Here is a 25,754-nt window from a genome sequence, read left to right on the forward strand (position 1 = left end):
TGTGCTGACGCATCCGATCAACGCCGAACAGATTCTGCTCACTGAGTCCGACCTACACGCCGATCCGCTGCACCCGCTGTTGGTCGGGGCGGTCGACCAGGTGCGGGCCGTGGTCGCCTGGGCCCGGGAGTACCTCTGTCAACCCCATCCGGAGCTGGGTCGCAAGGGCCCGGTCTGTCCGTATGCCCAGGGCTCCCTGGACCGGAAGATCTTCTACCTGGCCGTTCATCGGGGGAAGACCGTCGACGAGGCCGAGCTGGACGAGGTGCTCGCCGCCTACCGGGAGTGGTTCCACCACTTGGACCCGCTCACCGGTCCGTCCGCCCAGTTCAAGACGATCTTGCTGACGCTCCCGGACCTGCCGGACGATGTTGCCCAGCAGGTCGTGGATCGGACCCAGCAGCGGCTCAAGCCGCACTACACCGACCAGGGGCTGATGCTCGGTGAGTTCCACGACGGACCGCCGGCCAAGGGTGGCCTGTGGAACACAGACTTCCGGCCACTGCGGAGCCCGGTGCCGATGCTGGTGGTCCGGTACATGGTCGCCAGCGATCTGCCATTCCTCGCCGACGATCCGGTGACCTTCGCCAGCTACCTGCGGTATTTCGGGCGCGGGGGCCCGGCATCGCTGCGCGGGCAGGTCCAGGCGGCCGCGCAGCGGCATGGCCTGCCGATACCCGAACCCCGCGCCGATGCCGGCACCTCGCACCCCAACACGAATCAGGGGGTTCGATGACGACCGCCGACTCCACCACGCCCGGCAGCAGCGGCAAGCGTGCCCTGCTGGCCCGCCTGCTCGCCGAACGGGCCCAGGCGCCCCGTAGCTACCCGGTCTCCTTCGGCCAACAGCGGCTGTGGTTCCTGGACCGCTTCACCGGGGGCATCCCGGTCTACAACATCCCGGTCGCCTTCCAGGTGCACGGGCCACTGGACGTCGCGGCGCTGCGCACCGCACTGACCACGCTCGTCAACCGGCATCCGGCGCTGCGTACCACGTTCAGCGAATCCGGCGGCGAACCGGTGCAGGTGGTGCGACCGACTGGCGAGGTGGATCTCACCGAGACAGACCTGAGCGGGCTGCCGGCGGAGCAGCGTGAGGCCGAGGCCACCGCGCTCGTCCGAGCGCACTCTGGGCAACCGTTCGACCTGGCCGCAGGCCCGCTGCTGCGGGTGGCGGTGATCCGGACGGACCCGGACCGGCATCACGTGGCGCTCTGCGTGCACCACATCGTCTTCGACGCCTGGTCGATCGGGGTGCTCTTCCAGGAGTTGGAGACCGCGTACGCGGCCGCACTGGCGGGTGTCCCGGCCGACCTGCCCGAGCTGCCCACGCAGTACGCCGACTTCGCCGTCTGGCAGCGGGAGCGGCTCGCCGGTGACGCGCTGCGCCGACAGCTCGACCACTGGGTTTCGCATTTGCGTGGGGCACCAGCCCTGCTCAGCCTCCCGACCGACCGGCCCCGCGCGGCCAATCGCTCGTATCGGGGTGCCTGTCACTACGTCACCGTCCCGGCGGCGGCCGTTCGCCGCGTTGAGGAGTTCAACCAGGGTGCCGGGGTCACCATGTTCATGACCCTGTTCGCCGTGTTCCAGGCGGTGTTGTCCCGACACAGCGGGCAGGACGACATCGTGATCGGTACCCCGGTCGCCGGCCGGGAGCATCCCGACCTGGAGCGGCTGGTCGGCTTCTTCGTCAACACGCTCGCCCTGCGGGTGTCGTCCGCCGGCTCCCCATCGCTACGGCAACTTGTTGACCAGGTACGGGAGGTCACCCTCGTCGGTCTCGGCAACGCCGAGGTGCCGTTCGAGCGGGTGGTTGAGGAGATGCAGCCAGAACGCAGTCTGGCCCACGCACCGATCTTCCAGGCCCAACTGATCCTGCAGAACGTACCGCAGAACGCCTTCAGTCTCGCCGGCTGCACGACCACCTCTCTGCGGGTCGACAGCGGCACCGCCAAGTTCGACCTCACCCTCGCCGGTGAGCTGACCGACGAGGGCGCCCTGCGGTTGGCCTTCGAGTACGACACCGAACTGTTCGACGTCGGTACGGTTGACCGGCTGGCCCGGCACCTGTGCACCCTGCTGGACACGGCGGTCGCCGAGCCGGATCGTCCCCTGACCCGGCTTCCGCTGCTCAGCGGAGTGGAGCGGTGGCGTGCCGTGGTCGAGTGGAATCAGACCGACCGGGGCACGTTACCGGTCGACACCCTCCTGGACCTGCTCCCCACCGACCCCGCCGAGTCCGGTGCTCCACCTGCCGTCATCGGTCCGGACGGGGCCGTGGACCGGGCCGAGCTGCACCGGCGGGCCGGACAGATCGCCCGGCGACTGCTCGCCGCCGGTGTCGCCCCGGACACCCCGGTCGGCATCTGCCTGGATCGCGGGGTCGACATGGTCGCCGCGGTGCTGGGCGTGTGGCGGGCTGGGGCCGGCTACCTACCGCTCGACCCCACTCTGCCCCCGGAGCGGCTGCGCCACCTGCTCGCCGACTCCGGCACCCGGGTCGTGCTGACCCACCAGGCGGTCGTCGCGCGGCTCGGCCCGGTGCTGGCGGGTTCGGTGACGGTGCTGCTCGACGATGCCACCGGCGACCCCGGCCCGGCGGAGCCACTTCCGGCGGTCCCGGCGCATCCGGACGGACTGGCATACCTGATCTACACCTCGGGGTCGACCGGTCGACCGAAAGGGGTGGCGGTCCCGCACCGCAGCGTGACCAACCTCGTCGCCTCCTTCCACGACGACCTGGACCTGACGCCCGAGGACCGGTTCGCCGCGGTCACCACCCTGTCGTTCGACATCTCGGTGCTGGAACTGCTGGTGCCGCTGCTGCTGGGCGTCCCGCTGCTGGTCGTGGGCGCCGATGAGGTCGGCGACGGGCCGGCCCTGCGTCGTCGGCTCACCGAAGCGGGGATCACCGCCATGCAGGCCACCCCGGCGACCTGGCGCCTGCTGCTGGCCTCCGGCGGGGTGCCGCCGACGCTGCGGCTGCGCCTCTGCGGCGGTGAGGCCCTGCCCCGGGACCTCGCCGACGCCCTGCAGGCCGACGACGGGACCCTGTGGAACTGCTACGGGCCCACCGAAACCACCGTCTGGTCCGCGGCGGCCCCCGTGGCACCGGCCCCGGCCGCGGTGGACCTCGGTGCGCCGATCGCCAACACCCGGATCTACCTGCTCGACGAGGCGTACCAGCCGGTGCCGGTGGGTGTGGTGGGAGAAATTCACATCGGCGGGTCCGGTGTGGTGCGCGGATACCACGGTCGGCCCGGCCTGACCGCCGGTCGCTTCGTCCCCGACCCGTTCGCCGACCACCCCGGCGCCCGGCTCTACGCCACCGGTGACCTGGCCCGGCAGCGCGCCGACGGCCGGCTGGAGTTCCTCGGCCGCACCGACCATCAGGTCAAGGTGCGCGGGTTCCGGATCGAGCTGGGCGAGATCGAGTCCTTGCTCCGGGGCCACGATCTGATCGCGGACGCGGTGGTCGGCACCTGGGCCGGCGGGGACGGCGACACCCGCCTGGTGGCGTACGCTGTGCCGGAGTCCGGGGCCGCCCCGGACTCCCTCGCCGACCAGGTCCGCTCCGACCTGGCCGGCCGGCTGCCGGAGTACATGCTTCCCGCAGCCCTGGTGCCGATGACCGCGTTGCCGCTCAACGGCAACGGCAAGGTCGACCGGAACGCCCTGCCTGTCCCCACCTGGACCGACCCGCGGGTCGAGCGGGTCGCCCCCCGCGACGCCCTCGAGCAGGTACTCGCCGGAATCTGGCAGGAGGTGCTGCAGGTCGAGCGGATCGGTGTGCACGACGACTTCTTCCGGCTCGGCGGCCATTCCCTCCTCGGCGCGCAGGCGTTGAGTCGGATCGGCGCCGCGCTGGAGACGGAGGTGCCGATCCGGATCCTCTTCGAGGCGCCGACGATCGACGCGATGGCCCGCGCGTTGCGCTCCACGGAGGAGGTAGCCGGCCGGACCGACGCCGTAGCCGCCCTTCGAACGGAGGTGGCCGACCTCTCCGACGAGGAGCTGCGGACTCTGCTGGGCGGCCCGGAATGAACGACTCCGGGACCGATCGCGAACGGCTGATCCGGGAACTGATGGCCCGCCGGGGACTGGCCCGGCGGGCCCAGCCGGTCCGGGTGCCCCCTCGGGACCCGGACGCCCGGGTGCCACTCTCCCCGATGCAGGAGGGCATGTGGTTCCTCGACCAACTTCAGCCCGGAAGCGCGGCGTACGTGCTCAGTCAGGCAGTGCAGGTCACCGGCCGGCTGGACCTCGTCGCGCTGCAGTCCGCGCTTGACGAGGTCGTCGCCGCGCACGATGCCCTCCGGACCAGGTTCGTGCAGCGGGACGGGGAGGTGGAGCAGGTCATCCTGCCCACAACCGACCCGGCGGCCCGATGTCAGTTGATCGTGGAGGACCTGACCACGGTGGCGCCCGCCGACCGCGAGGCCACAGCGACCGCCGTCGCCAGTCGGGAGAGTGAAACGCCGTTCGACCTTGGCCGGGCGCCCCTGCTGCGGGTCCGGTTGGGGCGGCTGGACCAGGACGAGCATCTGTTGGTGGTCGCCCTGCATCACATCATCGCCGACGAGCGGTCCCTCGACATCGTGCTCATCGGGCTCCTCGACGGCCACCACCGTCGGCGCACCGGGGCGGCCGCCGCGACCGCTCCGCCGACCACACACTTCCCCGACCACGTGCTCCGGCAGCGGGACTGGTTGGCCAGCGCCGCCGCCGACCGGGCACGTCAGTTCTGGACCGACCGGCTGGCGGGCTGCTCCGGCGTGCTCGACCTGCCGACCGACCGGCCGCGACCCGCCGCCCTGACCTTCGCCGGCAGCACCCACGGCTTCGCTTTCACCGACGAGCTGATCGCGGCGCTCGACGGCGTGGCGCAGCGGACCGGCTGCACCCGCTTCATGGTTCTGTTCGCCGGTCTCCAGGTGCTGCTGGCCCGCCTCGCGGGCACCGACGACGTCTGCGTCGGCGCCCCGGTGACGTTGCGCACCCACCCCGAGCAGCAGGAGATGGTCGGCCTGCTCGCCAACAGCCTGCCGCTGCGCACCGACCTGTCCGGGGACCCGACGCTGGCCGAGGCGCTGGCCCGGGTCCGGCGTACCTGCGTGGAGTCCCTGGCGCACGCTGAGTTGCCCTTTGAGCGGATCGTCGAGACCGTGCGGCTGCCCCGCGACCCGAGCCGCAACCCACTGTTCCAGGTGATGCTGGTCCTGAATCAGGCCGGCGTCGCCGGCCCCCGGCCAGGTCTCGCCGTCCGCCCGGTGCCGGTGCTGCGGGAAACCGCCCGGATGGACCTCACCGTGGCGGTGTACGAGTCCCCGGCCGGCCTCACCGCCGTGGTCGACTACAACACCGATCTCTTCGACCAGGCGACCATCGACCGGTTCGTCGACCGGTTCCGGTCTGTGCTGTGGGCGTTGGCGACCCAGACGCACCTGCCGCTCTCCGCGCTGGAACTGGTCGGCCCCGCCGAGCGACGCGCCCTGACCGCCTGGAACAACACCGACCGGGCGTACCCGGGTGGCTCGGGGCTGCACGAGCTGGTCAGCGCGCGGGCGGCGGCCGACCCGGACGCGCCGGCCCTGCTGGACATCAGCCCGGGCGAGCCGGACCGGCCGGCGGTGACCTACGGGCAGCTGGACGCCGACGCCGACCGGCTCGCCGCGCACCTGCGCCGCTGCGGGGTCCGCCCCGACCAGCCGGTGGGGCTCGCGTTGGCCGCCGGCCGTGCCGCCGTCACCGGCGTCCTGGCGATCCTCAAGGCCGGCGCCGGTTATCTTCCGGTGGACCCCGGCCACCCCCCGGCCCGGCTGCGTGCCCTGCTCACCGCCGCCGGTGCCCCGGTCTGCCTGGCCGAGGCCGAGCTCGCCGCCGCCCTGGCCGCCGGGGCGGACACGCACGACGACCCGCCGTACGTCGGCACCGTGCTCGCTGTTGGTCCTGATGGCCAACCGGCGGACGCCGGCCCGACCGGGGAAACGGCGCCTGCTGCTCCCCGGACGGTCCACCCGGACCAGCTCGCCTACGTCATTCACACCTCTGGCTCCACCGGCACGCCGAAGGGGGTGATGGTCAGCCATCGCACCGCCGTCAACCTGGCCCTGGCCTTCGTCGACCTGCACCGCATCGGTCCGGGTGACCGGCTGCTCATGTTGCCCCCACTGAGCTTCGATGCCTCCGTCGGTGACCTTTTCCCGGCCCTGGTCACCGGGGCCATGATCGTGGTACACCGGCAGCCGGCCGCGATCACCGGCGCGGGCCTGGTCGAGCTGTGCCGGGCGCACGGCCTCACCCTGGTTGACACCGCCGCGCCGCTCTGGGCCCGCTGGGTCACCGACCTTGCCGCGCGCCCCGGTGCGCCGGACGTCGGCACGTTGCGCGCCATGATGGTCGGTGGGGAACCCGTGGACCTGGCGATGGTGCGCCGCTGGGCGGGACTCACCGGCGGCCGGGTCACCCTGCACAACCACTACGGCCCGACCGAGGCGACCGTCTGCGCCACCACCTACGCCACCGTGGACGGCGTCGAACTGCCCGGCCTGACCCGGTTGCCGATCGGCCGCCCGGTGCCCAACGTTCAGGTGCACGTCCTCGATCCCCACCTGCGGCCGGTGCCGATCGGCCTCGCCGGCGAGGTCTGGATCGGTGGCACCGCCCCTGCCCGCGGATACCTCGACAATCCCGGCGAAACCGCGAACCGTTTCGTCCCGAACCCGTACGGCCCCGCCGGGTCGCGGCTCTACCGCACCGGCGACCTCGCCCGGCATCGTGCCGACGGCAACCTCGAATTCCTCGGCCGGACCGATCAACAGGTCAAAATCCGGGGCCATCGGATCGAGCTCGGCGAGGTCGAGGCGGCCTGTGCCGCCCTGCCCGGGGTGCGCCGTACCGCCGTGGTTGTCGACCACGCCCCGGCCGGCCCTCGGCTCGTCGCCTACCTGGTCGGGGACGACACCACCCCGGTTGGCTCCGAGGCGAGGATCGCGCTGCGCCGCCGGCTGCCGGAGTACCTCGTCCCCACCGCCTTCATCCGGGTACCCGACCTGCCCACCAACCGGCACGGCAAGCTCGACCTGGCCGCCCTGCCCCGACCGGAGGAGACCGACCGACCGGCGCACGAGCCGCCGGCCACTCCAACCGAGAAGACGCTCGCTGGCATCTGGGCCGAGCTGCTCGACACCGGCCCGGTGGGCCGGCACGACAACTTCTTCGACCTTGGTGGACACTCACTACTCGCGGCGGGCCTGGCGACCCGGGTCCGGGCCGCGCTCGGGGTGGAGCTGCCGCTGCAGGCACTCTTCTCCGCCGCCGACCTCGCCGACCTCGCCGCCGTTCTTGACGGAGTCGAGCCCACCCGGGACAGCGACGTTGACCTGCTCCGCACCGAGGCGCGACTCCCCGCTGACCTGGTCGTACCGTCCGGGATGTCGGCTGCGCCGGTACGTGCGGTGCTCTGCACCGGGGCGACCGGATTCCTCGGGGCGTACCTGCTCGCCGACTGGCTCGCCCACAGCACCGCCACCGTGCACTGTCTGGTCCGGGCGGACACCCCGACCGCCGCCCTCGACCGGGTCCGCGCCAACCTACGCCGGTACGGCCTCTGGCGGCCGGAGTACGCCGGCCGTCTGATTGGCGTCCCGGGCGACCTCGGCGCACCCCGGCTCGGCCTGAGTGGTACGGACTTCGCCGAGTTGGGCGAAGGGCTGGACGCGATCGTGCACAACGGCGGCGTGGTCAACTTCGTCGCGCCGTATTCGACGCTGCGCCCGGCGAATGTCGGCGGCACGCTGGAGGTGCTCCGGCTGGCCAGCACCGGCCGCCCGAGTGCGGTGCACTTCGTCTCCACCCTCGGGGTCTTCGTCACCCCGTCGCACCGCGGCACTCTGGTGCGCGAGGGCGACGTCCCGGCCGACCGTGACGGGTTCCCCGACGGCTACAACGCCAGCAAGTGGGTGGCCGACGCGTTGGTCCGGGCCGCCCGGGAGCGGGGGCTGCCGGTCAGCGTGCACCGGCCAGCCCGGATCACCGGGGACGCCGACAGCGGCCTTGGTAACACCGACGACTACTTCAGCCGGCTGCTGAAGACCTGCGTGCAGCTCGGCGCCGTACCGGAGATCGACGACCCCGCCGACCTCGCACCGGTCAACTACGTGGGGGCCGGCATCGGGCACCTGACCCGGGCGGGAGTGATGACGGACCACCACTACTACAACAACCAGACCATGTCGTACGCCGCCTTGGCCGCCGCGCTGACCAGCTTCGGCTACCCGGTGACATCGGTGCCGTACCCGCGCTGGCGGGCGGCACTGCTGGATCGGCCGGACGCCGCGCTGGCCCGGCTCGCCCCGCTCTTCGAGGTGGATACCCCGGTTCGGACGCAGCCGGACTTCGATTGCACCGGCACCGAGGCGACCCTCGCGGCGGCCGGGATCACCTGCCGACCGGCCGACGAGCGGCTGCTGCACACCTACCTGTCGGCGTTCGTGGCCGCCGGCTTCCTCGCCCCACCGCCCGGGAGGGCCCATGGCTGAGCGCACGGTGCCCACTGTCCGGTGGGCCGCGGTCTGGTTCGGCCAGCTCGTCTCCCTGGTCGGGTCGAGCCTTACCGCGTTCGTCCTCGGGGTCTGGGTCTATCAGCGCACGGGTTCGGTCACCCAGTTCTCGCTGATCTTTCTTGCCGCCACCCTGCCGGCGGTACTGTTCGCGCCGTTCGCCGGGGCGCTGGCCGACCGTCGGGACCGCCGCGGCCTGATGCTGGTCGCCGACACCGTGGCCGCCGCCGGGACGGCGGCGCTCGCCGCGCTGGTCGTCGCCGACGCCCTCCAGGTGTGGCACATCTACCTGGGGACTGCGGTGAGCGCCACCGCGTCCACCGTGCATCAGGTCGCCTACCAGGCGATGACCCCGGCGCTGGTCGGCAAGCGACAGTTGGGCCGGTTCAACGGGCTGATGCAGGTCTCCCGGGCGGTGCAGATCGCCGCGCCACTGGTCGCCGGGGTACTCGTGGTGACCGTCGGGATCGGCGGGGTGATGGCGATCGACCTGGCTACGTTCGTGGTCGCGGCCTCGACCCTGCTGCTGGTCCGGCTACCCGCCGAGGTGACCCGCCCGGCCGGATCCGGTCCCGCCGAGGCGGTACTGCGGACAGCCGCCGCCGGCTGGCGGTACCTGCGGCAACGGCCGAGCCTGTTTACGCTCATGGTGGTCTTCGGCGCCTTCAACTTTCTCTTTGGTATCGCCGGGGTCCTGGTACAGCCACTGATCCTCTCGTTCGCCACGGCGGACACCCTCGGCCTGCTGATGTCCGCGGGGGGCGCCGGTCTCCTCGCCGGCAGCCTGGTGATGGGGGTGTGGGGCGGACCGACCCGCCGGGTCACCGCTGTCTGCGGCGGGCTCGCGCTCGGGGGAGTGGCTCTCGCACTGCACGCGGCGGCCCCGTCCGCCTGGCTGATCGGGGTGGTGGCACCGCTCTTCCTCTTCACCCTGCCGATCGTGAACAGCTCCACCATGACCCTGATCCAGACCAAGACCGAGCCCTCCGTGCTGGGCCGGGTGCTCGCCACCGCCCGGGTGATCGGTGACGCCAGTGTGCCGCTGGCGTACGTGCTGGCCGGGCCGATCGCCGACGGCCTTTTCGAGCCGCTGCTGCGCCCGGAGGGGGTGCTCGCCGATTCGGTCGGTCGGGTGATCGGCACCGGGGAGGGCCGCGGTATCGCGCTGCTCTTCGCGGTCACCGGGGTGGCGATGGTGCTCCTCGCCGTGCTCGCCTGGACCCGACCGGTGCTGCGCGCCGCCGACGATCTTCCTGACGCGCTCCCCGACGACACCCCGGGTCCTGACGATCTCCCCGGCGACACCCCGGGTCCTGGGACCGTCTCCACCGACCGCCAACCCGCCACCTGAAGGGAGCCCTGCCATGCCAGTGCCGTTGAGCCCGGAGGAGGCGCAGCAGTTCCACGCCTCCGACGCCGCCCCCGCCGCGTTTCTCGACCTGCTCGACGCGGTCTCCTTCCGTAGCGCCGGCGCCGCGCTTCGGTTGGGCGTCTTCGAGGAGCTGGCCGGCGGTCCGCTCCCGGTCGAGCGGCTCGCCGTCCGGACCGGCACTGATCCGCTCGGACTGCGGATCCTGCTCGACGCGTTGACCAGCTTCGGCTACCTGATCCAGGCTGACGGTCGGTACGCCAACAGCGCCAACACGACCCGCTGGCTCCTGCGGGCCGCCCCGGACAGTTTCGCGCCGGTGCTCGCCTTCTGGTCGGCGCTGCTCACCGGTTGGTGGCACGACCTGGAGTCGTCGATCTGCTCCGGCACTCCGACCGGTGACTTCTACGCCTGGCTGGAGCAGCGACCGGAGGTTCTGGCGGACTTTCAGACCATGCTGCGTCGACTCGCCGACGGGCTCAGTGCGGAGATCGTCGAGCTGCTGCCGGTGCCGGCCGACGCGCGTAGCCTGCTCGATGTCGGTGGCGGGCACGCGAGCTATCCGGTGGCCTTCCTCGCCGCACACCCGCAACTGCGGGCCACCGTGGTGGACCTGGCCGGTGCGCTGACCCAGGGGGCCGAGACCGTCGCCGCAGCCGGCCTGACCGACCGGTGCACGCTACGTGCGGGTGACCTCTTCGAGGCCGACTTTGGTACCGGTCACGACCTGGCGTTGCTCTTCAACGTCGTGCACGGCTACCAGGCGACCGAGACGCTGACCCTGCTGCGTCGGGTCGCCGCCGCGTTGCGCCCCGGCGGCCGGGTGGCCCTGCTCGAGCCGCTCGCCACGGCACCGGAGCAGCCGACGGCCGGTCTGGGCGCGGCGTTCGTCCGGATGTTCAGCCTGAACCTCTTCCACACCCAGGGCGGTCGGGCCTACGGCCACGACGAACTCGTCGGGTTGCTGCACGAGGCTGGCTTCATCGACGTGCGGCAGCAGGTGCTCAGTGGTTCGGAGACGGACCAGCTGGTGATCGCGCAGGTCAGGCCGCTTGACTAATTCGATAATATCGATGACGCTGAGAGCGCTCTCTGCCACCATCACCCGTCCGGGAGCCCGTCATGCCGACAGCTCGCCCGATCTCCCACCGTCCGCGCTACCGCCGCGCGCTGGCGTTCGCGGTCCCGCTCGTCCTACTCGCCACCGTCCTGACGCTTCCCGCCCAGCGGGCCAAGGCCGCAGCCGCCCTGCTCTCCCAGGGAAAGCCAACCACCGCCTCCTCGGTCGAACTCGACGACACTCCGGCCACCGCCGCCACCGACGGCGACCCGGGCACCCGCTGGTCGAGCGAATTCAGCGATCCGCAGTGGCTCCAGGTTGACCTGGGCGGCGCCGCCACGATCAGCCAGGTAACCCTGCGCTGGGAGGCCGCCTACGGGAGCGCCTTCCAGCTCCAGGTTTCGGCAAACCCCGCCGGCCCCTGGCAGACGATCTACCAGACGGCCGCCGGGACGGGCGGCACCCAGAACCTCACGGTCAGCGGCACCGGGCGCTACATCCGGCTCTACGGCACCGACCGGGGCACCGAGTGGGGCTACTCTCTGTGGGAGTTCGAGGTCTACGGCAGCAGCACCCCCACCTGTACGGGTAATGCCGCACTCGGTCGCGACGTGACGACCTCCTCGGTCGAGACCTCCACCACGCCGGCCGCGGCGGCCGTGGACGGCAACATCGCCACCCGCTGGTCGAGCGCCTTCGCCGACCCGCAGTGGCTTCGGGTCGACCTCGGCGCGGTCCGGACCATCTGCCAGGTCGTCCTGAGGTGGGAGGCGGCCTCCGCGCGGGCGTTCGAGCTGCAGACCGCCGACAGTCCGGCCGGACCGTGGACCACCCGCTACGCCACCACGACCGGCTCCGGCGGCGTGCAGACGCTCGATGTCTCCGACACGGGACGGTACGTGCGGATGTACGGCACCGCCCGGAACACCCCGTACGGCTACTCGCTCTGGGAGTTCGTCGTGCGTACGACGGAGTCGGAACCACCGCCGAGCGACGACTTCTGGGGCGACACCAGCACGATCCCGCCCGCCCAGAACGTCCTCACGGTCAAGATCCTGAACCGTACCAACGGACGTTACCCCGACAGCCAGGTGTACTGGAGCTTCGGCGGCCAGACCCGCTCCATCGCCGAACAGCCGTACATCGACATGCCGGCGAACTCGGCCGGCCGGATGTACTTCTACCTCGGCTCACCCACCAGCCAGTATCGGGACTTCGTCGAGTTCACCGTCGCCGCGGACCGCTTCAACGGCAACACCACCCGGGTGGACGCGTTCGGGCTCCCACTGGCGATGCGGCTGCGCGCCGGTGGCGGATACGACCGAGCCGTCGGGGAGACCGAGGCGATCTTCGCCGAGGACCGCGACCCGAGGTTCCAGCGGTTCTCGGACGCGATGCCGGCCGAGTTCAAGCACCTCGCCACGATCGAGGCGCCGTATCGCGTGCCGTCCCCCGGCAACACGCCCCAGTTCCGCTCGGGCGGACAATACGCCGACTACCTGAGCGGGTACGCGTCGTCGGTCGGGATCCCGGCCACCACCGCCCAGATCTTCGGTTGCTCCGGACCACTGGCGAGTAACCCGGACGGTTGTGCCGCGCTGAACCGGCACGTTGCCCACCTGCCCCGGTCGCAGTGGGAGGACCCAAGCCTCTTCTACCAGCAGGCACCGGCGAACTACTACGCGAAGTTCTGGCATGAGCAGTCCATCGACGGCCTCTCTTACGGCTTCCCCTACGACGATGTCGCGGACCAGTCCTCGTTCATCTCCGCGGGCGACCCGGAGTGGTTGATCGTCGCGGTGGGGTGGTAGCCGAGCCAGGTCAGCGCGACGATCGCGCGGTCCACATCGTGGCGCAGGAGACAGAGCCGGTGCACCAGAGCGGCCGGTGAGCAGCCTTCGGTGTCGTCCACGGCCTCCCACCACGTGGCTGGGGGGCCGCTGGTCGGGGCGGCACCGCGCGGCTGGGCCGTACGGTGGCGGTGCTCCCGGTGCGCGATGCGGTCATATTCGGCGGTGAGCACCCCACCGGTGCGCAGCGCCTCGTCACAGCGGGCCCAGAAGGGCCGTTCCGGGTGCTGGCGACCGGTCTCGGTGTTCGCCACGGAGCTGCGGCCGTACTGGACCAGTCGGGCGAGGCCGTGCTGGGTCTGCCCGGCGGCCCGGCGCAGCTCGGCGAGGCGACGGCCGAGGGCGCGACGGGCGGTCCTGGTGTCGTCGGCGTCGCGCATCGCTGCCACCCCCGGGTCGCGGTCACGATGAGCGAACACCGTAGCTGTCGGCGGTGACACTTCCGCCCGCCGCCGCCGACGCGTTCGGGTGATGTCGGCATCGATGTCGCCGCCACCGACATTGTCGGAATCGGTGTCGCGGCTACCGACATTGTCGGCGCGCGGTGCTGCGGGCGTGTCCCCCCGACCGGTCCTACGTTTCCCGCATGTCGACAACCAGCCTGCCCGACCGCCCGTCCGATCAGCCCAACCCGAACCAGCGAGACTCGGCCTTACCGGAGTTACGCCAGATGTGGTGGGAGACCGGGGTGCGAGCGCGGGCGCAGGCCGGTCTCTTCGCGGTCTTCTCCGAGCTGCCCCGACTGGTGGGCGCCGCGCTGGCCGTCAGCTGGCGGGCCGACCGGCTGCGCACCTCGATCGTGGCGGCCACCACGGTGGGCGCCGGAGTGCTGGCCGCCTTCGGGCTCCTCGCCGCGCAGCGGGTACTGGTGGAGTTGTTCGCCGGGGGGCCGACCGCCGACAAGGTGCTCGCCGCGCTACCCGCCCTGGTCGCCCTCGCGGCGGTGACCGCGTTGCGCGCCAGCATGGCCACCGCGATGGGGTACGCCCAGAACGGCCTGAGCCCGAAGGTCGACCGGGAGGTGGAACGGGGCCTGTTCGAGGTGACCACGGCCGTACGGCTGGAGGCTTTCGACGCGGACGCCTTCGCCGACGACATGGAGCGGGCCTCCCGAGGCGCGGACTCCACCACCGGCCTGGTGCAGGCGTCGGTGAACCTGCTCGCCGGCCTCACCGGCGTGCTCGCCGTCGCCGTTGCCGTCGTGGTGATCCACCCGCTGCTGCTGGTGGCCCTGTTGGTGGCCACGGTGCCGAACGGCTGGGCGTCGCTGCGCGCCGGGCACCTGCGCTATCAGACGTACGCGGCGGGTTCGGTGCGGCGGCGTCGGTTGTGGCTGCTGCACCGGTTGATGGCCGAACGCGACTCCGCCCCCGAGCTGCGCACCTACGGACTGCGGTCCTTCCTGCTCGACCAGTACGACCGGGTGATGGGGGTCGAGACCGGGATCCAGCTGGCCCTGGCCCGTCGGGTCACCACAACCACCACCGTCGGCGCGATGATCGGTGGGATCGCCACCGCCGTGGTCTACGTGCTACTCGGGGCCCTGCTGATCGAAGGGCACATCCCCCTCGCCGCCGCGGCCACCGGCGTCATCGCCGTGCAGTCCGCACAGCGATCCCTGGCGGTGGTCACCTTCCAGATGGACCGCGCCTACACCGAGGGCCAGCACTTCCGCGACTACACCGGCTTCATGACCCGGGCCGCCGACTATCTGCCCGAGCGGCGTGCCGGCGACGCCGACTACCTGTCCGAGCGGCGTGCCGGCGACGCCGACCGCTCGGTGCCGCAGCGGTTGCGCGCGGTCGAGGTGGACGCGGTCAGCCTGCGCTACGCCGACCGGGACACCGCCGCCGTTGACCGGGTCAGCCTGAGCATCGCGGCGGGGCAGACGGTGGCGTTCGTGGGGGAGAACGGCTCTGGTAAGTCCACCCTCGCCACTATGATCGCCACCCTGCGGACACCCACCGACGGGACCATCCGCTACAACGGTCGGCCCACCGACGACTGGGACACCGACGCGTTACGGGCCCGGATCGCGGTGGTGACGCAGGAATACCACAAGTGGCCGTTCACCGCCGCCACGAACATCGCCATCGGTGACCTCACCACCACCCCGCAGTCCGATCGCATCGAGGCCGCCGCCGACCGCGCCGTCGCCCACAACATGATCAAGGATCTGCCGCACGGCTACGAGACCCTGCTCGACCGGACCTTCGCCGGCGGCCAGGACCTCTCCGGTGGGCAGTGGCAACGCATCACGGCCGCCCGGGGCTTCCTGCGCGACGCTGACCTGCTCATCATGGACGAGCCCTCCTCCGCACTCGACCCTCGGGCGGAGGACGCCCTGTTCCAGGCCATCCGCGACCGGCAGGGCCACGGGATCACCATCCTCATCACCCACCGGCTGGCCAACGTTCGCCACGCGGATCGCATCTACGTCCTGCACCACGGCCGGCTCGTCGAAACCGGCACCCACGACGACCTGCTCGCCGTCGGCGGTCGGTACGCCGAGTTGTTCACCCTCCAGGCCGCCGGCTACGACACCCCCGTGCCGCTACCTCGCCAGACCGCTGCCGCCGCCAAGAGCGCGCCGTGACGCGGTCGGCGCCGATCTGAGCAGCCGGGCGATCGCGGTGGCGACCTCGCCCGGTGCGTTCAGCATGTGCAGGTGTCCGCCGTCGAGCCGGGCCGAGCGCCAGCCCCAACTCTCCGCCGTGAGCCGTTCCGGTTCGTACGCGTCGCCGAAGGCGAGATAGCCGGCGGGACGGTCGGACCAGCCGGGGGCGATGGCTACCTGCTGCGCGAAGTAGCTGAGCGGAAAGCGCTGTTGCTGTGCGGACACCTCCGCTCTGACCTGCTCGGACGGGAAGAGGGCGGCGACCTCCTCCGGCGGCCACCAGGAGGTCCAGACCGGCAGCTCGCCGTCCGGCCCGGCGCGGGTGTGCAGCATTTCCCGGAGGCCCTGTGGTGCCACCGGGGTGGTTCCCTGCTGGGGCGGGAGGATCGCGTCCACGAAGACAAGCCCGGTCACCGAGCGCTGCGCGGTGATGGCCGGGACGTAGAGGCCGGCGTTGCTCTGCGGCACCAGCACGTAGTCGTGGCCGGTGGGCAGGCTGTCCAGGTACCACCGCAGGATTTCGGCCACAGAGGTCCCGCTCGCTCCCGGCTCCCCGGCGACGATGACGTCCCGGCCGGCGGCGCGGAGGTGATTCCGCACCGGCTGCCAGACGGCGGGTCCGAGCAGTGCGCTGGGGAGAAGGGCGATCGTCGGATTCATCCGCTCCCGCCACTCGTTCGCGTCAATGACTGCCACTACCGGCGTACGTTACCCGAGCTTCAAGATCACCTAATGGCCCGTCAAACCTCTAGGATTTCGACGTGAATCCTGCACGTATTCTTTCGCCCCGGATACGTAAGATCGCGCTCTGGACCGTGGCGGTCCTCACCGCGCTGGCCCTCGTGCTCACCCTCACCGTCGTGTGGACGGTGCGGCGAGCGTTCCCGCAGCACGACGGTGCGCTTCGGCTGCCCAGGCTCACCGCACCGGTCACCGTGCACCGCGACGAGCACGGCATCCCGCAGGTGTACGCGGAGACCGCCGAGGACCTGTTTCGTGCCCAGGGCTACCTCCACGCGCAGGATCGGTTCTGGGAGATGGACTTCCGCCGCCATCTCACCGCGGGCCGACTCGCTGAGCTCTTCGGCGAGAGCCAGGTGGAGACCGACATCTACCTGCGGACGATGGGGTGGCGTCGGGTCGCCGAGCAGGAGTGGGACCTTCTTGGGCCGGACACCAAGCGCTACCTGCAGGTGTACGCCGACGGGGTGAACGCCTGGCTCGACGAAAACGACGGGGGTCGGGCGAGTCTGGAGTACGCCGTGCTTGGCCTGCAGAACTCGGACTATGAGAGCGAGGCGTGGCACCCGGTGGACAGTCTCGCCTGGCTGAAGGCGATGGCGTGGGACCTACGCGGCAACATGAAAGACGAGATCGCCCGGGCGGCACTCCTCGCCGAGGGCCTGCCCCGCCAGCAGGTCGAGGAGTTGTATCCGGCGTACCCCTTCGATCGGCACAAGCCGATCGTCGGTGGGGGTGGCATCGTGGACGGCGTCTTTGACCAGGAAGCCTCCCCGGCCACCCAGGCATCCCCGGCCCCGGCTGAGCGCTCGGCTCCCGCCGGGGCCGGAACTGCCGGCACCGGCGTGGGCGTGCTCGCCGCGGAGCCGGGCGAAGCAGCCACTGCCCAACCAACCACGGCCGTGGAGTCGACTGATCCAATCGTTGGTACGGCTACCACGGAGATGGTTACCGCGCTGGCCGGCGGGCTCTCCCGGCTGCCGACCATGTTGGGCACCGGTCGGGGAATCGGCTCCAACTCGTGGGTTATCGCCGGCGACCTGACCGACACCGGGAAGCCGATTCTCGCCAACGATCCGCACCTCGGCCCCAGCATGCCCGGCATCTGGTACCAGAACGGCCTGCACTGTGCGTGCGACATCAATGTCTCTGGATTTAGCTTCGCCGGCACGCCGGGGGTGGTGATCGGGCACAACGCCCAGATCGCGTGGGGCTTCACCAACCTGAGCCCCGACGTTACCGACCTCTACCTGGAGCGGGTGGATGGCGACCGGGTGCAGGTCGACGGAGAGTGGCAGCCGCTGGAGACTCGCACCGAGACGATCAGGGTCGCCGGCGGCGAGGACGTGTCCATCACCGTCCGGGCCTCCGGGCACGGCCCCCTGCTCTCCGACGCGTCGACCGAACTACGCGAGATCGGCCTCACCCCGCCGGTCGACCCGGCGGGTTCGCCGGCGTCGGTCGCCGCCACCCCGGAGCTGCACCCCGACGAGTCGGCGACCATCGATGACGAGCAGCGCGACGGCTACGCCATCGCGCTGAGCTGGACGGCGCTCGCGCCGGGCCGGACCGCCGACGCCATCTTCACGTTGAACACCGCGACGAACTGGACCGAATTCCGCGCCGCGGCGGCGCTGTTCGAGGTGCCCGCGCAGAACCTCGTCTACGCCGACACCGATGGCAACATCGGCTACCAGGCCCCCGGCCAAATCCCGGTGCGAGGTAAGGGAGACGGACGGTGGATGGCACCCGGGTGGGACTCGGCGTACGACTGGCAGGGCTTCATTCCCTTCGCGGAGTTGCCGAGCGTCATCAACCCGCCCGCCGGCTACTTGGTCACCGCCAACGAGGCCGTCATCGGCCCCTCGTACCCGCACCTGCTCACCACCGACTGGCACTACGGCTACCGCAGCCAGCGTATTCACGAGTTGATCAGCTCGGCCCGGGACGCCGGAGAGATCACCGTCGCGGACGTGCAGGCCATGCAGTTCGACAACCGCAACGGCTTCGCGCCGACGCTCGTCCCGGCGGTCGAGGCGGCTGTTGGCGCCGATGCCTCGGGCCTGGTCCGGTCCGCCACCGACCTGTGGCGGGAGTGGGACTACCAGCAGCCGGCGGAGGGGGAGCCGGGCACCGAGGACGGGCGCCGTTCCGCCGCGGCGGCGTACTACAACGCCGTCTGGCGGCACCTGCTCCTGGCGACCTTCGACGAACTGCCCGCGAACTACCGGCTCGACGGCAACGACCAGTCGTACGAGGTGGTGCGGGGTCTGCTCAGCCAGCCCGATTCGCGGTGGTGGGACCGGCCGGAGACCGAGGCCGTCGAGGGCCGGGACGACCTGCTGCGGGCGGTGGCCGAAGCGGCGGCGAGCGAGCTCTCCCGGGACCAGGGCGACCAGCCGGCCGACTGGCGCTGGGGCCGGATGCACACGTTGACCGTGCGGAACCAGTCCTTTGGCACCTCGGGCGTGGGGGTCGTCGAGTGGCTCTTCAATGCGGACCCGGTCAGCGTCTCCGGCGGCAGCGCGATCGTCAACGCCACCGGCTGGGACGCGGCCACCGGGTACGAGGTCAACGCCGTCCCATCCATGCGGATGATCGTTGACCTGGCGGACCTGGACGCCTCCCGGTGGATCCAGCTGACTGGCAACTCCGGGCATGCCTTCCACCGAAACTACGACGACCAGTTGGAGCTGTGGCGTACCGGGGAGACCCTGCCGATGCGTTGGGAGCGAGCCACGATTGAGGCTGAGGCGGCGCGGACGCTCACCCTGGAGCCGTAACGGCCTGGGGCGGGGGTGTCGACGTGCCGGAGGGGGACGATGTTCGGAGTCACTGCCTCACGGTTTGTAGGCCACACAGCCGTACATGAAGACCTTGTCTGGCTGTGGTCCCGGATTGCGCCAGGTGTCAACCGGCCCGACTCCGTCGCCGGTCACCCGCCAGCGCCCGAGCAGCGGATGAATCTGGTGTGGACCGCGTAGGTGTAGTGGCTTGTCGGACTGGTCGAGAATTCTCTCCTTGATAACCGGAAAGGTGGCCAGGGCCTCGCCGTCGAAATCCACTGCCAGGTAGCTGCCCCGGGATGCCCAGTCAAAGATATGGGAAAGTGCCTTCTGGGCGGCGTCATCGTCGAGTGACACGGTTATTCCGGTCATCACTATGCCGATAGGTGCGGTGGGGTCGAGGACCCGCTCCATCATTTCCTGATCGAGGGTGCCAAGATCTGTCGCATCGCAGTAGGCGTATCCCGCCCCCGGCGTGGTGGCGAGAATCTCGCTGCCCAAAGCGATGTTGATGGCGTCGATGTCGGTGTAGAGAACGCGAGCCTCAGGAAGGATCTCATGCACGTTGCCCTGTGTCGGAATGCCGGCACCGAGGAGCAGGAACTGATTGACTCCCTGTTCCGCGATCGCCTGGGCGGCGCGCCCGACAAACTCCTGCAACGTTTGGTAGACCTGTGGAAATCCTGGGTACAGAGCGCAGAATGCCTTGGCCGCCTCCGCGTCCGCCGGAAGGTGGTGTGCTCCGCCGCGCCAATGATCGATGATTCGTCCAGTATTTGGGACCTGCGCTTGTTGCACCATGGCATCTGTCATGACGAACTTCCTGTTTATGGGAAAGCCAGCCCAGTCAACCAGCTTGATCTGGTTGGCTAGGAGGATATTTGATGTATCCGCCATCCACAAGTGACTGTGCGTGACATTTGCCGTGGACTTTGTCGCTATCGGGTTTCCGACGTTCGCCGACCGAGATCCGGGTTTCATCCGGGTATTCACCCGATGCTTCGGAGTTGGGTGCGGGCAGAGGGTGGGCGGACGTTCAAGCGTCTGGAGGATTCATGCCCGTGCGTACGCTGACCATCGGTGTCGTCGCCCTTGCCGTTCTCGCCGGATCACCCGCACCGGCCCGCGCCGATCCTGCCCCCGCGCCGCCCACCCTGTCCTGGGGCGAATGCCAGGAGGAGTTACCAGCGCCCGCCCCGGACGGCACGGTGGAGTGTGCGCGGCTCCGTCTGCCGGTGGACTGGGCCCGACCACACGGCCCGACCTTCGAGCTCTCCGTGGCGCGTCGGCCGGCGCGGGAGCAGGCGCAACGGGTGGGCACACTGGTGTTCGGGCCGGGCGGCCCAGCAGACTCTGGAGTGGAGCGCATCCTCAAGGGGAATCGGTTCAGCGAGGAGTTGCTCGACCGGTTCGACGTGGTCAGCTTCGACCCGCGGACGGTGGCCCGTAGCGCCGCGCCGGAGTGCAGCCCGGACCCGACGCTGCCCAAGCCGCCGATTCCGCTGGGCAGTCAGGCGGACTTCGATGCCATGGTGGCCTACAACCAGGCGTTCTGGGAGCGGTGCCGGCCGACCACACCGGTCTTCGACCACGCCGACACGCTCAGCACGGTGCGCGATCTGGAGGCGTTGCGGCGAGCGCTGGGCGAGCGCCAGATCTCCTTCCACGGCAGTTCCTACGGCACCCTGCTGGGTCAGCAGTACGCCGAGCAGTACCCGCACCGGGTGCGGGCCGTCGTGCTGGAGGGCGTGTTCGACCACAGCCTGGGGCTGCGCCCCTTCGTCCGCACCCAGGCAGCCACCTTGCAGGATTCGTTCGACGAGTTCGTCTCCTGGTGCGACAGCTCAACCGAGTGCGTGCTGCACGGTCGGGACGTGCGGGCGGTCTGGGCCGAGGTGCTGGCCCGGGCGGATCGGGGCGAGCACGCGCCACGTACCGCCTTCGACGTCACCGCCGTGGCGCTCGGGCTGCTCGCCCGTCCGGACTGGCCGAAGCTGGCGGTCGCCGTGCGCGACATGGAGGGCGGCACCCCGCCCCCCGAGTCGGATCTTCCCCTCTCCGTCGCCGCCTTCTGCGCCGATTGGCCCGCCCCGGTCCGCGACTACACCGAGTACGCCGGCCTGGTCCGAGTGGCCGCGGCCGCCGGGCCGGATATCCGGTACGGCAGCGGGCTGCTGGCGGTGCAGACCTGCCTCGGCTGGCCGTCGCCGGTTCGGAACCCCCCGCACACACCGCAGGTGCGGACCCGTACCCCGCTGTTGTTGCTCAACGCCCTGCACGACCCCCGTACCGGCTACAACTGGGCCACCAACGTCGCCCAGCAGCTTGGCCGGCATGGCCGCCTGGTGACGTACGAGGGCTGGGGCCACGGCACCTACCAGCGCACCGACTGCACGATCGCCGTGGTGGATCGCTACCTCGTTGACCTGACGCTGCCCGCCCCTGGTGCACGGTGCTCGGCGGCCTGACCCCTCGTCGGCTGGCCGGCAAGAAGTCGCTGCCGGCCCCGTGCGGCAGGCGATCTGATCGATGAGTTCGCAGTAGTGTCCGCGCGGGGGCGTGGAGTTCTGCCCGCTCCCGCGCGGAGTTACTGCCGGAGATGTCGCCGGTTAGGAGGAGTTGATGGCCAAGTATCTGCTGCTCAAGCACTACCGCGGTGGCCCGGCGCCCGCCGTGGACTGGGCGCCGATGGACCAGTGGACGCCGGATGAGGTCGACGCGCACACGCGGTTCATGCACGACTTCGGGGCGCGGCTGGAGGAGACGGGCGAACTCGTCGACGCCCAGGCACTGTCGCCGGACGGCGCGTTCGTGCGGTACGACGGCGAGGGGCGGCCACCGGTGACCGACGGGCCGTTCGTCGAGACCAAGGACCTGGTCGCCGGGTGGTACGTCATCGACGTCGATTCGTGGGACCGCGCGGTGGAACTGGCGGGGGAGCTGTCGGCGGCCCCCGGGCCGGGCGGTAGGCCGATCCACGAATGGTTGGAGGTTCGACCGTTCTACGGCGTTCCGGCGGCTGTGCCGGAGTGAACAGGGAGCTGCTGCGGGAACTCGTACCAGCGGTGATCGGTGTCCTCGTCCGGCGCGGTGCGGATTTCGCGTCGGCCGAGGATGCCGTGCAGGACGCCCTGGTCGAGGCGGTGCGCGGGTGGTCGGAGAGCCCGCCGCAGGATCTCCGGGGTTGGTTGATCACCGTGGCCTGGCGCAAGTTCCTCGACGCCGCCCGCGCCGACACCTCCCGGCGGCGGCGCGAGATACGCGTCGAGGGCGAGCCGGTGCCCGACAGGGCCGAGGCGGTGGACGACACGCTGCAGCTGTACTTCCTCTGCGCGCACCCCGCTCTGACGCCGGCCTCGTCCGTCGCGCTCACGCTGCGTGCGGTCGGTGGTCTGACCACGCGTCAGATCGCGCGGGCCTACCTCGTGCCGGAGGCGACCATGTCCCAGCGGATCAGCCGGGCCAAACGTACGGTCTCGGGTGTCCGCCTCAATCAGCCCGGTGATGTCGCCACAGTGGTGCGCGTGCTCTACCTGGTTTTCAACGAGGGCTACTCCGGAAATGTCGACCTGGCCGCCGAAGCGATCCGGCTCACTCGTCAACTGGCCGCCCAGATTAACCACGAGGAGGTCGCGGGCCTGCTGGCGTTGATGCTGCTGCACCACGCGCGGCGTCCGGTGCGTACCAGCCCGGACGGCCGGCTCGTGCCCCTTGCCGAGGAGGACCGCAGCCGGTGGAACCGCCACCTGATCGCCGAGGGGGTCGAGGTGCTCCAGAACGCCCTCGCCCGCGACCGGCTGGGCGAGTTCCAGGCCCAGGCGGCCATCGCCGCGCTGCACGCCGACGCCCGGACGGTCGCGGAGACAGACTGGGTGCAGATCGTCGAGTGGTACGACGAACTCGTGCGCCTCACCAACAGCCCGGTGGCCCGGCTCAATCGGGCGGTCGCTCTCGGGGAGGCCGACGGCCCGAGGGCTGGCCTGGCCGCCCTGGCGGGGCTTGACCCCGCCCTGCCCCGGCACGCCGCCGCAGCAGCGTACCTGCACGAGCGGGCGGGCGACCCGGTGGCCGCGGCCCGGCTCTACGCCGAGGCTGCTTGCTCGGCGTCGAGCCTCCCCGAGCGCGACCACCTCACGCGACAGGCTGCCCGACTCAACTCGCAACCGCGGAGCTGATCAGCGGTCGGACGTGTTATCGCTGGGAGCGCAGGAGCCAGGCTTGGTGTTCGATGGCGTGGCCGGTGGTGATGAGGAGATCCTGGGTGATGGAGTCGTCGGCGGTGGCCTCGATTGCATGCCGGATTCCGGCGGCGGTGGTGGTGAGGAGGTCGCCGATCTTGTCGATGACGGTGCCGTCCGGTAGTGCACCGGTGTCCAACTGGGGTAGCCGGCTGGTGGCGGCGATGGTGGTGGCGCGTGCGTCGGGTGGTGTGCCGATGGCGGCGACGCGTTCGGCGATGCTGTCGGCGTGTTCGCATGCTGTGTCGGCGAGGGTGTCGAGTTGCTGGTGTAGGGGCAGGAACCGCGGTCCGGTGACGTTCCAGTGGGCTTGTTTGGCCTGAAAGGCGAGGTCGAGTAGGTCGCTGAGGGTCTGCTGCAGGATGACGCCGGCACTGTCGGGGGTGGGTGTGGGCGCAACGGTGGGGGCGGTGGTCGTGGACATCAGCGGATCCCTTTCGGTGTCGTGGCGGCGTGGGTGGTGCTGTTGGCGGTGGAGGGTGACGCGGGGATGGGCCGTCCGGTGTGGTCGGCCCATCCCCCGGTTGCGGTGGTTAGAGGCTGTTGACGAAGGTGAGTAGGTCGTTGTTGAGCTGCTGCTTGTGGGTGTCGGTGATGCCGTGGGGGCCGTCGGGGTAGACCTTGAGGGTGGAGTCGGCCACGATCTTGTGGGCTTCCTTGGCGGAGTTCTCGATCGGTACGACCTGGTCGTCGCCGCCGTGGATGATGAGGGTGGGTACGTCGAAGCGTGTGAGGTCCTCGGTCAGGTCGGTTTCGGAGAAGGCTTTGATCGAGTCGTAGGCGGCCTTGTGGCCGGCCTGCATGCTCTGTAGCCAGAAGGTGTCCTTCATGCCCTGCGATACCTCGGTGTTGCGGCGGTTGGCGCCGAAAAAGGGTCCGTCGGCGAGGTCGCGGTAGAGCTGGGAGCGGTCGGCGAGGGAGCCTTCGCGGAGGCCGTCGAAGACGTCGATGGGTACGCCGTTGGGGTTGTCGGGGGTTTTGAGCATCAGCGGGGTGACCGCGCCGACGAGGGCGATCTGGGCGATGCGGTCGGTGCCGTGTCGGCCGACGTAGCGGGCGACTTCTCCGCCGCCGGTGGAGAATCCGACGAGGGTGGCGTTTCGTAGCTTCAGTTTTTTGATGACGGTGGCGAGGTCGTCGGCGTAGTGGTTCATGTCGTTGCCCTCCCAGGTTTGGGAGGAGCGGCCGTGGCCTCGGCGGTCGTGGGCGATGACGCGGTAGCCGTTGTCGGCCAGGTGCATCATCTGGGATTCCCAGCTGTCGGAGTTCAGTGGCCAGCCGTGGCTGAAGATGACGGGTCGTCCGTCGCGGGGGCCCCAGTCCCTATAGAAGATGTCCACGCCGTCGCTGGTGGTGACGAAGCCCTCGTTACGGTCTGATCGCTTCCCGGCCGCGGCGGCGGGGTCGGCCTGGGCCTCACCGCTGCTGTTGGTGGCGATGGCGGTACCACCGACGGCGATACTGATCACGGCAACACCGGCCAGCAGCGCGGCCCACCCGGGACGACGGCGGGAGCTGGTCTCGACTGCGGGGGTGAGGGTGGTTTCGGGGTTCATGCGGGCTGTTCCTTTGTAGTGGCGGTCCGGGGACCGCATAGGGGTTGGTTCTCGGTGCGGTCCCGGTCCTGGGCAGGGTGGGACGGCGAACGTGGGTTGGTGGTGCCGTGTTGCTGCCCTGGGCGTCCGGCTCCGGGTGTGGTGCCGACGCCGGTTGTTGCCGGGGCTACGGCGTGTTTCCCCGGCGGGGCTACTTGGCGAGGAAGGTCAGTAGGGCCTGGTTGACGTCGTCGGCGTGGGTCCAGAGCAGGCCGTGGGGTGCGCCGTCGATCTCGACGTAGTCGGCCTCGGGTAGCTGCTTGTGGAACTCGCGGGCGGTGGCGTCGATGGGCAGGATGTTGTCGGCGGTGCCGTGCAGGATCAGACTGGGTACGTCGATCTTCGGGACGTCGGTGCGGAAGTCGGTGACCCAGGTGGGCACGGCGGCGCTGGAGGCGTACCAGGACGCGCCGGCGGCGACGTTCCAGCTGTTACGCAGCGCTTCTTCGGACAGGCGGGTGCCGAGGGTGTCGTCGGTGTTGAAGAAGTTGCGGTAGAAGTCGGTGAAGTAGGCGTAGCGGTCCGCGGTGACCGCGGCGAGGATGCCGTCGAACACCTCCTGCGGCACCCCGGTGGGGTTGTCGTCGGTCTGCAGCAGGAACGGTTGCAGCGAGGCCAGGAACGCGGCCTTGGCAACCCGGGCCGACCCGTAGCGCGACAGGTAGCGGGCCACCTCACCGCTGCCCATCGAGAACCCGACCAACACCACATCGGTGAGGTCGAGGGTCTCCAGCACGGTGTTCAGGTCCGCGGCGAAGGTGTCGTAGTCGTAGCCGACCGTGGGCTGGCTGGACTGACCGAAGCCCCGCCGGTCATAGGTGATCACCCGGTAGCCGGCCTTGAGTAGAGCCGCGGACTGCTTCTCCCACGAGTGCCCGTCCAGGGGGTAGCCGTGGATGAGTACCACCGGCTGTCCCTGACCGTGGTCCTCGTA

16 protein-coding genes and 1 pseudogene are annotated in these 25,754 nt (G+C 70.5%); 11 read left to right on the forward strand and 6 right to left on the reverse strand.

The window, feature by feature from the left end:
* Position 1 precedes the first annotated feature (1 nt).
* The 6 genes from K228_RS0117365 (at position 2) to K228_RS0117390 (ending at position 12,804) form a co-directional block, all read left to right on the forward strand.
* Entirely contained in the window at positions 2–736 is a 735-nt protein-coding gene (locus tag K228_RS0117365; protein WP_025619578.1) for a DUF6875 domain-containing protein, read from the forward strand.
* Positions 733–4,047, forward strand: a complete 3,315-nt coding sequence (locus tag K228_RS0117370; RefSeq protein ID WP_025619579.1) for a non-ribosomal peptide synthetase — start codon at positions 733–735, stop codon at positions 4,045–4,047. The genes K228_RS0117365 and K228_RS0117370 overlap by 4 nt, the downstream gene beginning before the upstream one ends.
* Positions 4,044–8,543, forward strand: a complete 4,500-nt coding sequence (locus K228_RS0117375) for a non-ribosomal peptide synthetase (RefSeq protein WP_025619580.1) — start codon at positions 4,044–4,046, stop codon at positions 8,541–8,543. Before K228_RS0117370 ends, K228_RS0117375 begins: the two co-directional genes overlap by 4 nt.
* Positions 8,536–9,915, forward strand: coding sequence for an MFS transporter (locus K228_RS0117380; RefSeq protein WP_025619581.1), 1,380 nt, complete (start codon positions 8,536–8,538; stop codon positions 9,913–9,915). Before K228_RS0117375 ends, K228_RS0117380 begins: the two co-directional genes overlap by 8 nt.
* 13 nt (positions 9,916–9,928) lie before the next feature.
* Entirely contained in the window at positions 9,929–10,993 is a 1,065-nt protein-coding gene (locus K228_RS0117385) for a methyltransferase (protein WP_025619582.1), read from the forward strand.
* Positions 10,994–11,055: 62 nt separating this feature from the next.
* A complete protein-coding gene (locus K228_RS0117390) occupies positions 11,056–12,804 on the forward strand; it encodes a galactose-binding domain-containing protein (RefSeq protein ID WP_025619583.1) in 1,749 nt (582 codons plus the stop codon).
* On the opposite strand, the gene K228_RS0117395 is transcribed toward K228_RS0117390, so the two are convergent.
* Positions 12,726–13,223, reverse strand: a complete 498-nt coding sequence (locus tag K228_RS0117395; protein ID WP_025619584.1) for a helix-turn-helix domain-containing protein — start codon at positions 13,221–13,223, stop codon at positions 12,726–12,728. The genes K228_RS0117390 and K228_RS0117395 overlap by 79 nt on opposite strands.
* Positions 13,224–13,429: 206 nt before the next feature.
* On the opposite strand from K228_RS0117395, the gene K228_RS0117400 reads away from it, so the two are divergent.
* On the forward strand, positions 13,430–15,439 hold the full coding sequence (locus K228_RS0117400) for an ABC transporter ATP-binding protein (RefSeq protein WP_033777037.1): 2,010 nt from the start codon (positions 13,430–13,432) through the stop codon (positions 15,437–15,439).
* Between the two features lie 18 nt (positions 15,440–15,457).
* Here the strand turns inward: K228_RS0117400 and K228_RS0117405 are convergent.
* A pseudogene (locus K228_RS0117405) lies at positions 15,458–16,120 on the reverse strand (hypothetical protein); the annotation flags it as partial.
* A gap of 101 nt (positions 16,121–16,221) precedes the next feature.
* On the opposite strand from K228_RS0117405, the gene K228_RS0117410 reads away from it, so the two are divergent.
* Complete coding sequence (locus K228_RS0117410; RefSeq protein ID WP_025619587.1) at positions 16,222–18,984, forward strand: penicillin acylase family protein; 2,763 nt, start codon at positions 16,222–16,224, stop codon at positions 18,982–18,984.
* A 57-nt stretch (positions 18,985–19,041) separates the two neighbouring features.
* Here the strand turns inward: K228_RS0117410 and K228_RS0117415 are convergent, their stop codons facing one another.
* Positions 19,042–19,800, reverse strand: a complete 759-nt coding sequence (locus K228_RS0117415) for an SAM-dependent methyltransferase (protein ID WP_025619588.1) — start codon at positions 19,798–19,800, stop codon at positions 19,042–19,044.
* 242 nt (positions 19,801–20,042) lie between these two features.
* Here K228_RS0117415 and K228_RS0117420 point away from each other — a divergent pair, with 242 nt between their 5' ends.
* The 3 genes from K228_RS0117420 (at position 20,043) to K228_RS0117430 (ending at position 23,162) form a co-directional block, all read left to right on the forward strand.
* On the forward strand, positions 20,043–21,455 hold the full coding sequence (locus K228_RS0117420) for an alpha/beta hydrolase (protein ID WP_025619589.1): 1,413 nt from the start codon (positions 20,043–20,045) through the stop codon (positions 21,453–21,455).
* A 154-nt stretch (positions 21,456–21,609) separates the two neighbouring features.
* Positions 21,610–22,020: a YciI family protein gene (locus K228_RS0117425; protein ID WP_025619590.1), complete on the forward strand. Its 411-nt coding sequence runs from the start codon at positions 21,610–21,612 to the stop codon at positions 22,018–22,020.
* Positions 22,017–23,162 (forward strand): RNA polymerase sigma factor, encoded by a 1,146-nt coding sequence (locus tag K228_RS0117430; protein ID WP_025619591.1) that lies wholly within the window; start codon positions 22,017–22,019, stop codon positions 23,160–23,162. The genes K228_RS0117425 and K228_RS0117430 overlap by 4 nt, the downstream gene beginning before the upstream one ends.
* A 16-nt stretch (positions 23,163–23,178) precedes the next feature.
* Here the strand turns inward: K228_RS0117430 and K228_RS0117435 are convergent, their stop codons facing one another.
* The 3 genes from K228_RS0117435 to K228_RS0117445 all read right to left on the reverse strand — a co-directional run.
* Entirely contained in the window at positions 23,179–23,649 is a 471-nt protein-coding gene (locus tag K228_RS0117435) for a Dps family protein (protein ID WP_025619592.1), read from the reverse strand.
* 109 nt (positions 23,650–23,758) lie between these two features.
* The gene (locus K228_RS0117440; protein WP_025619593.1) at positions 23,759–24,781 is read right to left on the reverse strand and encodes an alpha/beta fold hydrolase; all 1,023 of its coding nucleotides are present in this window, start codon (positions 24,779–24,781) and stop codon (positions 23,759–23,761) included.
* Between the two features lie 190 nt (positions 24,782–24,971).
* Positions 24,972–25,754, reverse strand: a 783-nt coding sequence (locus K228_RS0117445; protein ID WP_025619594.1) for an alpha/beta fold hydrolase, incomplete at its 5' end; no start/stop codon positions are given.

The organism is Salinispora cortesiana (genome assembly GCF_000484695.1).
Classification (GTDB): Bacteria; Actinomycetota; Actinomycetes; order Mycobacteriales; family Micromonosporaceae; genus Micromonospora; species Micromonospora cortesiana.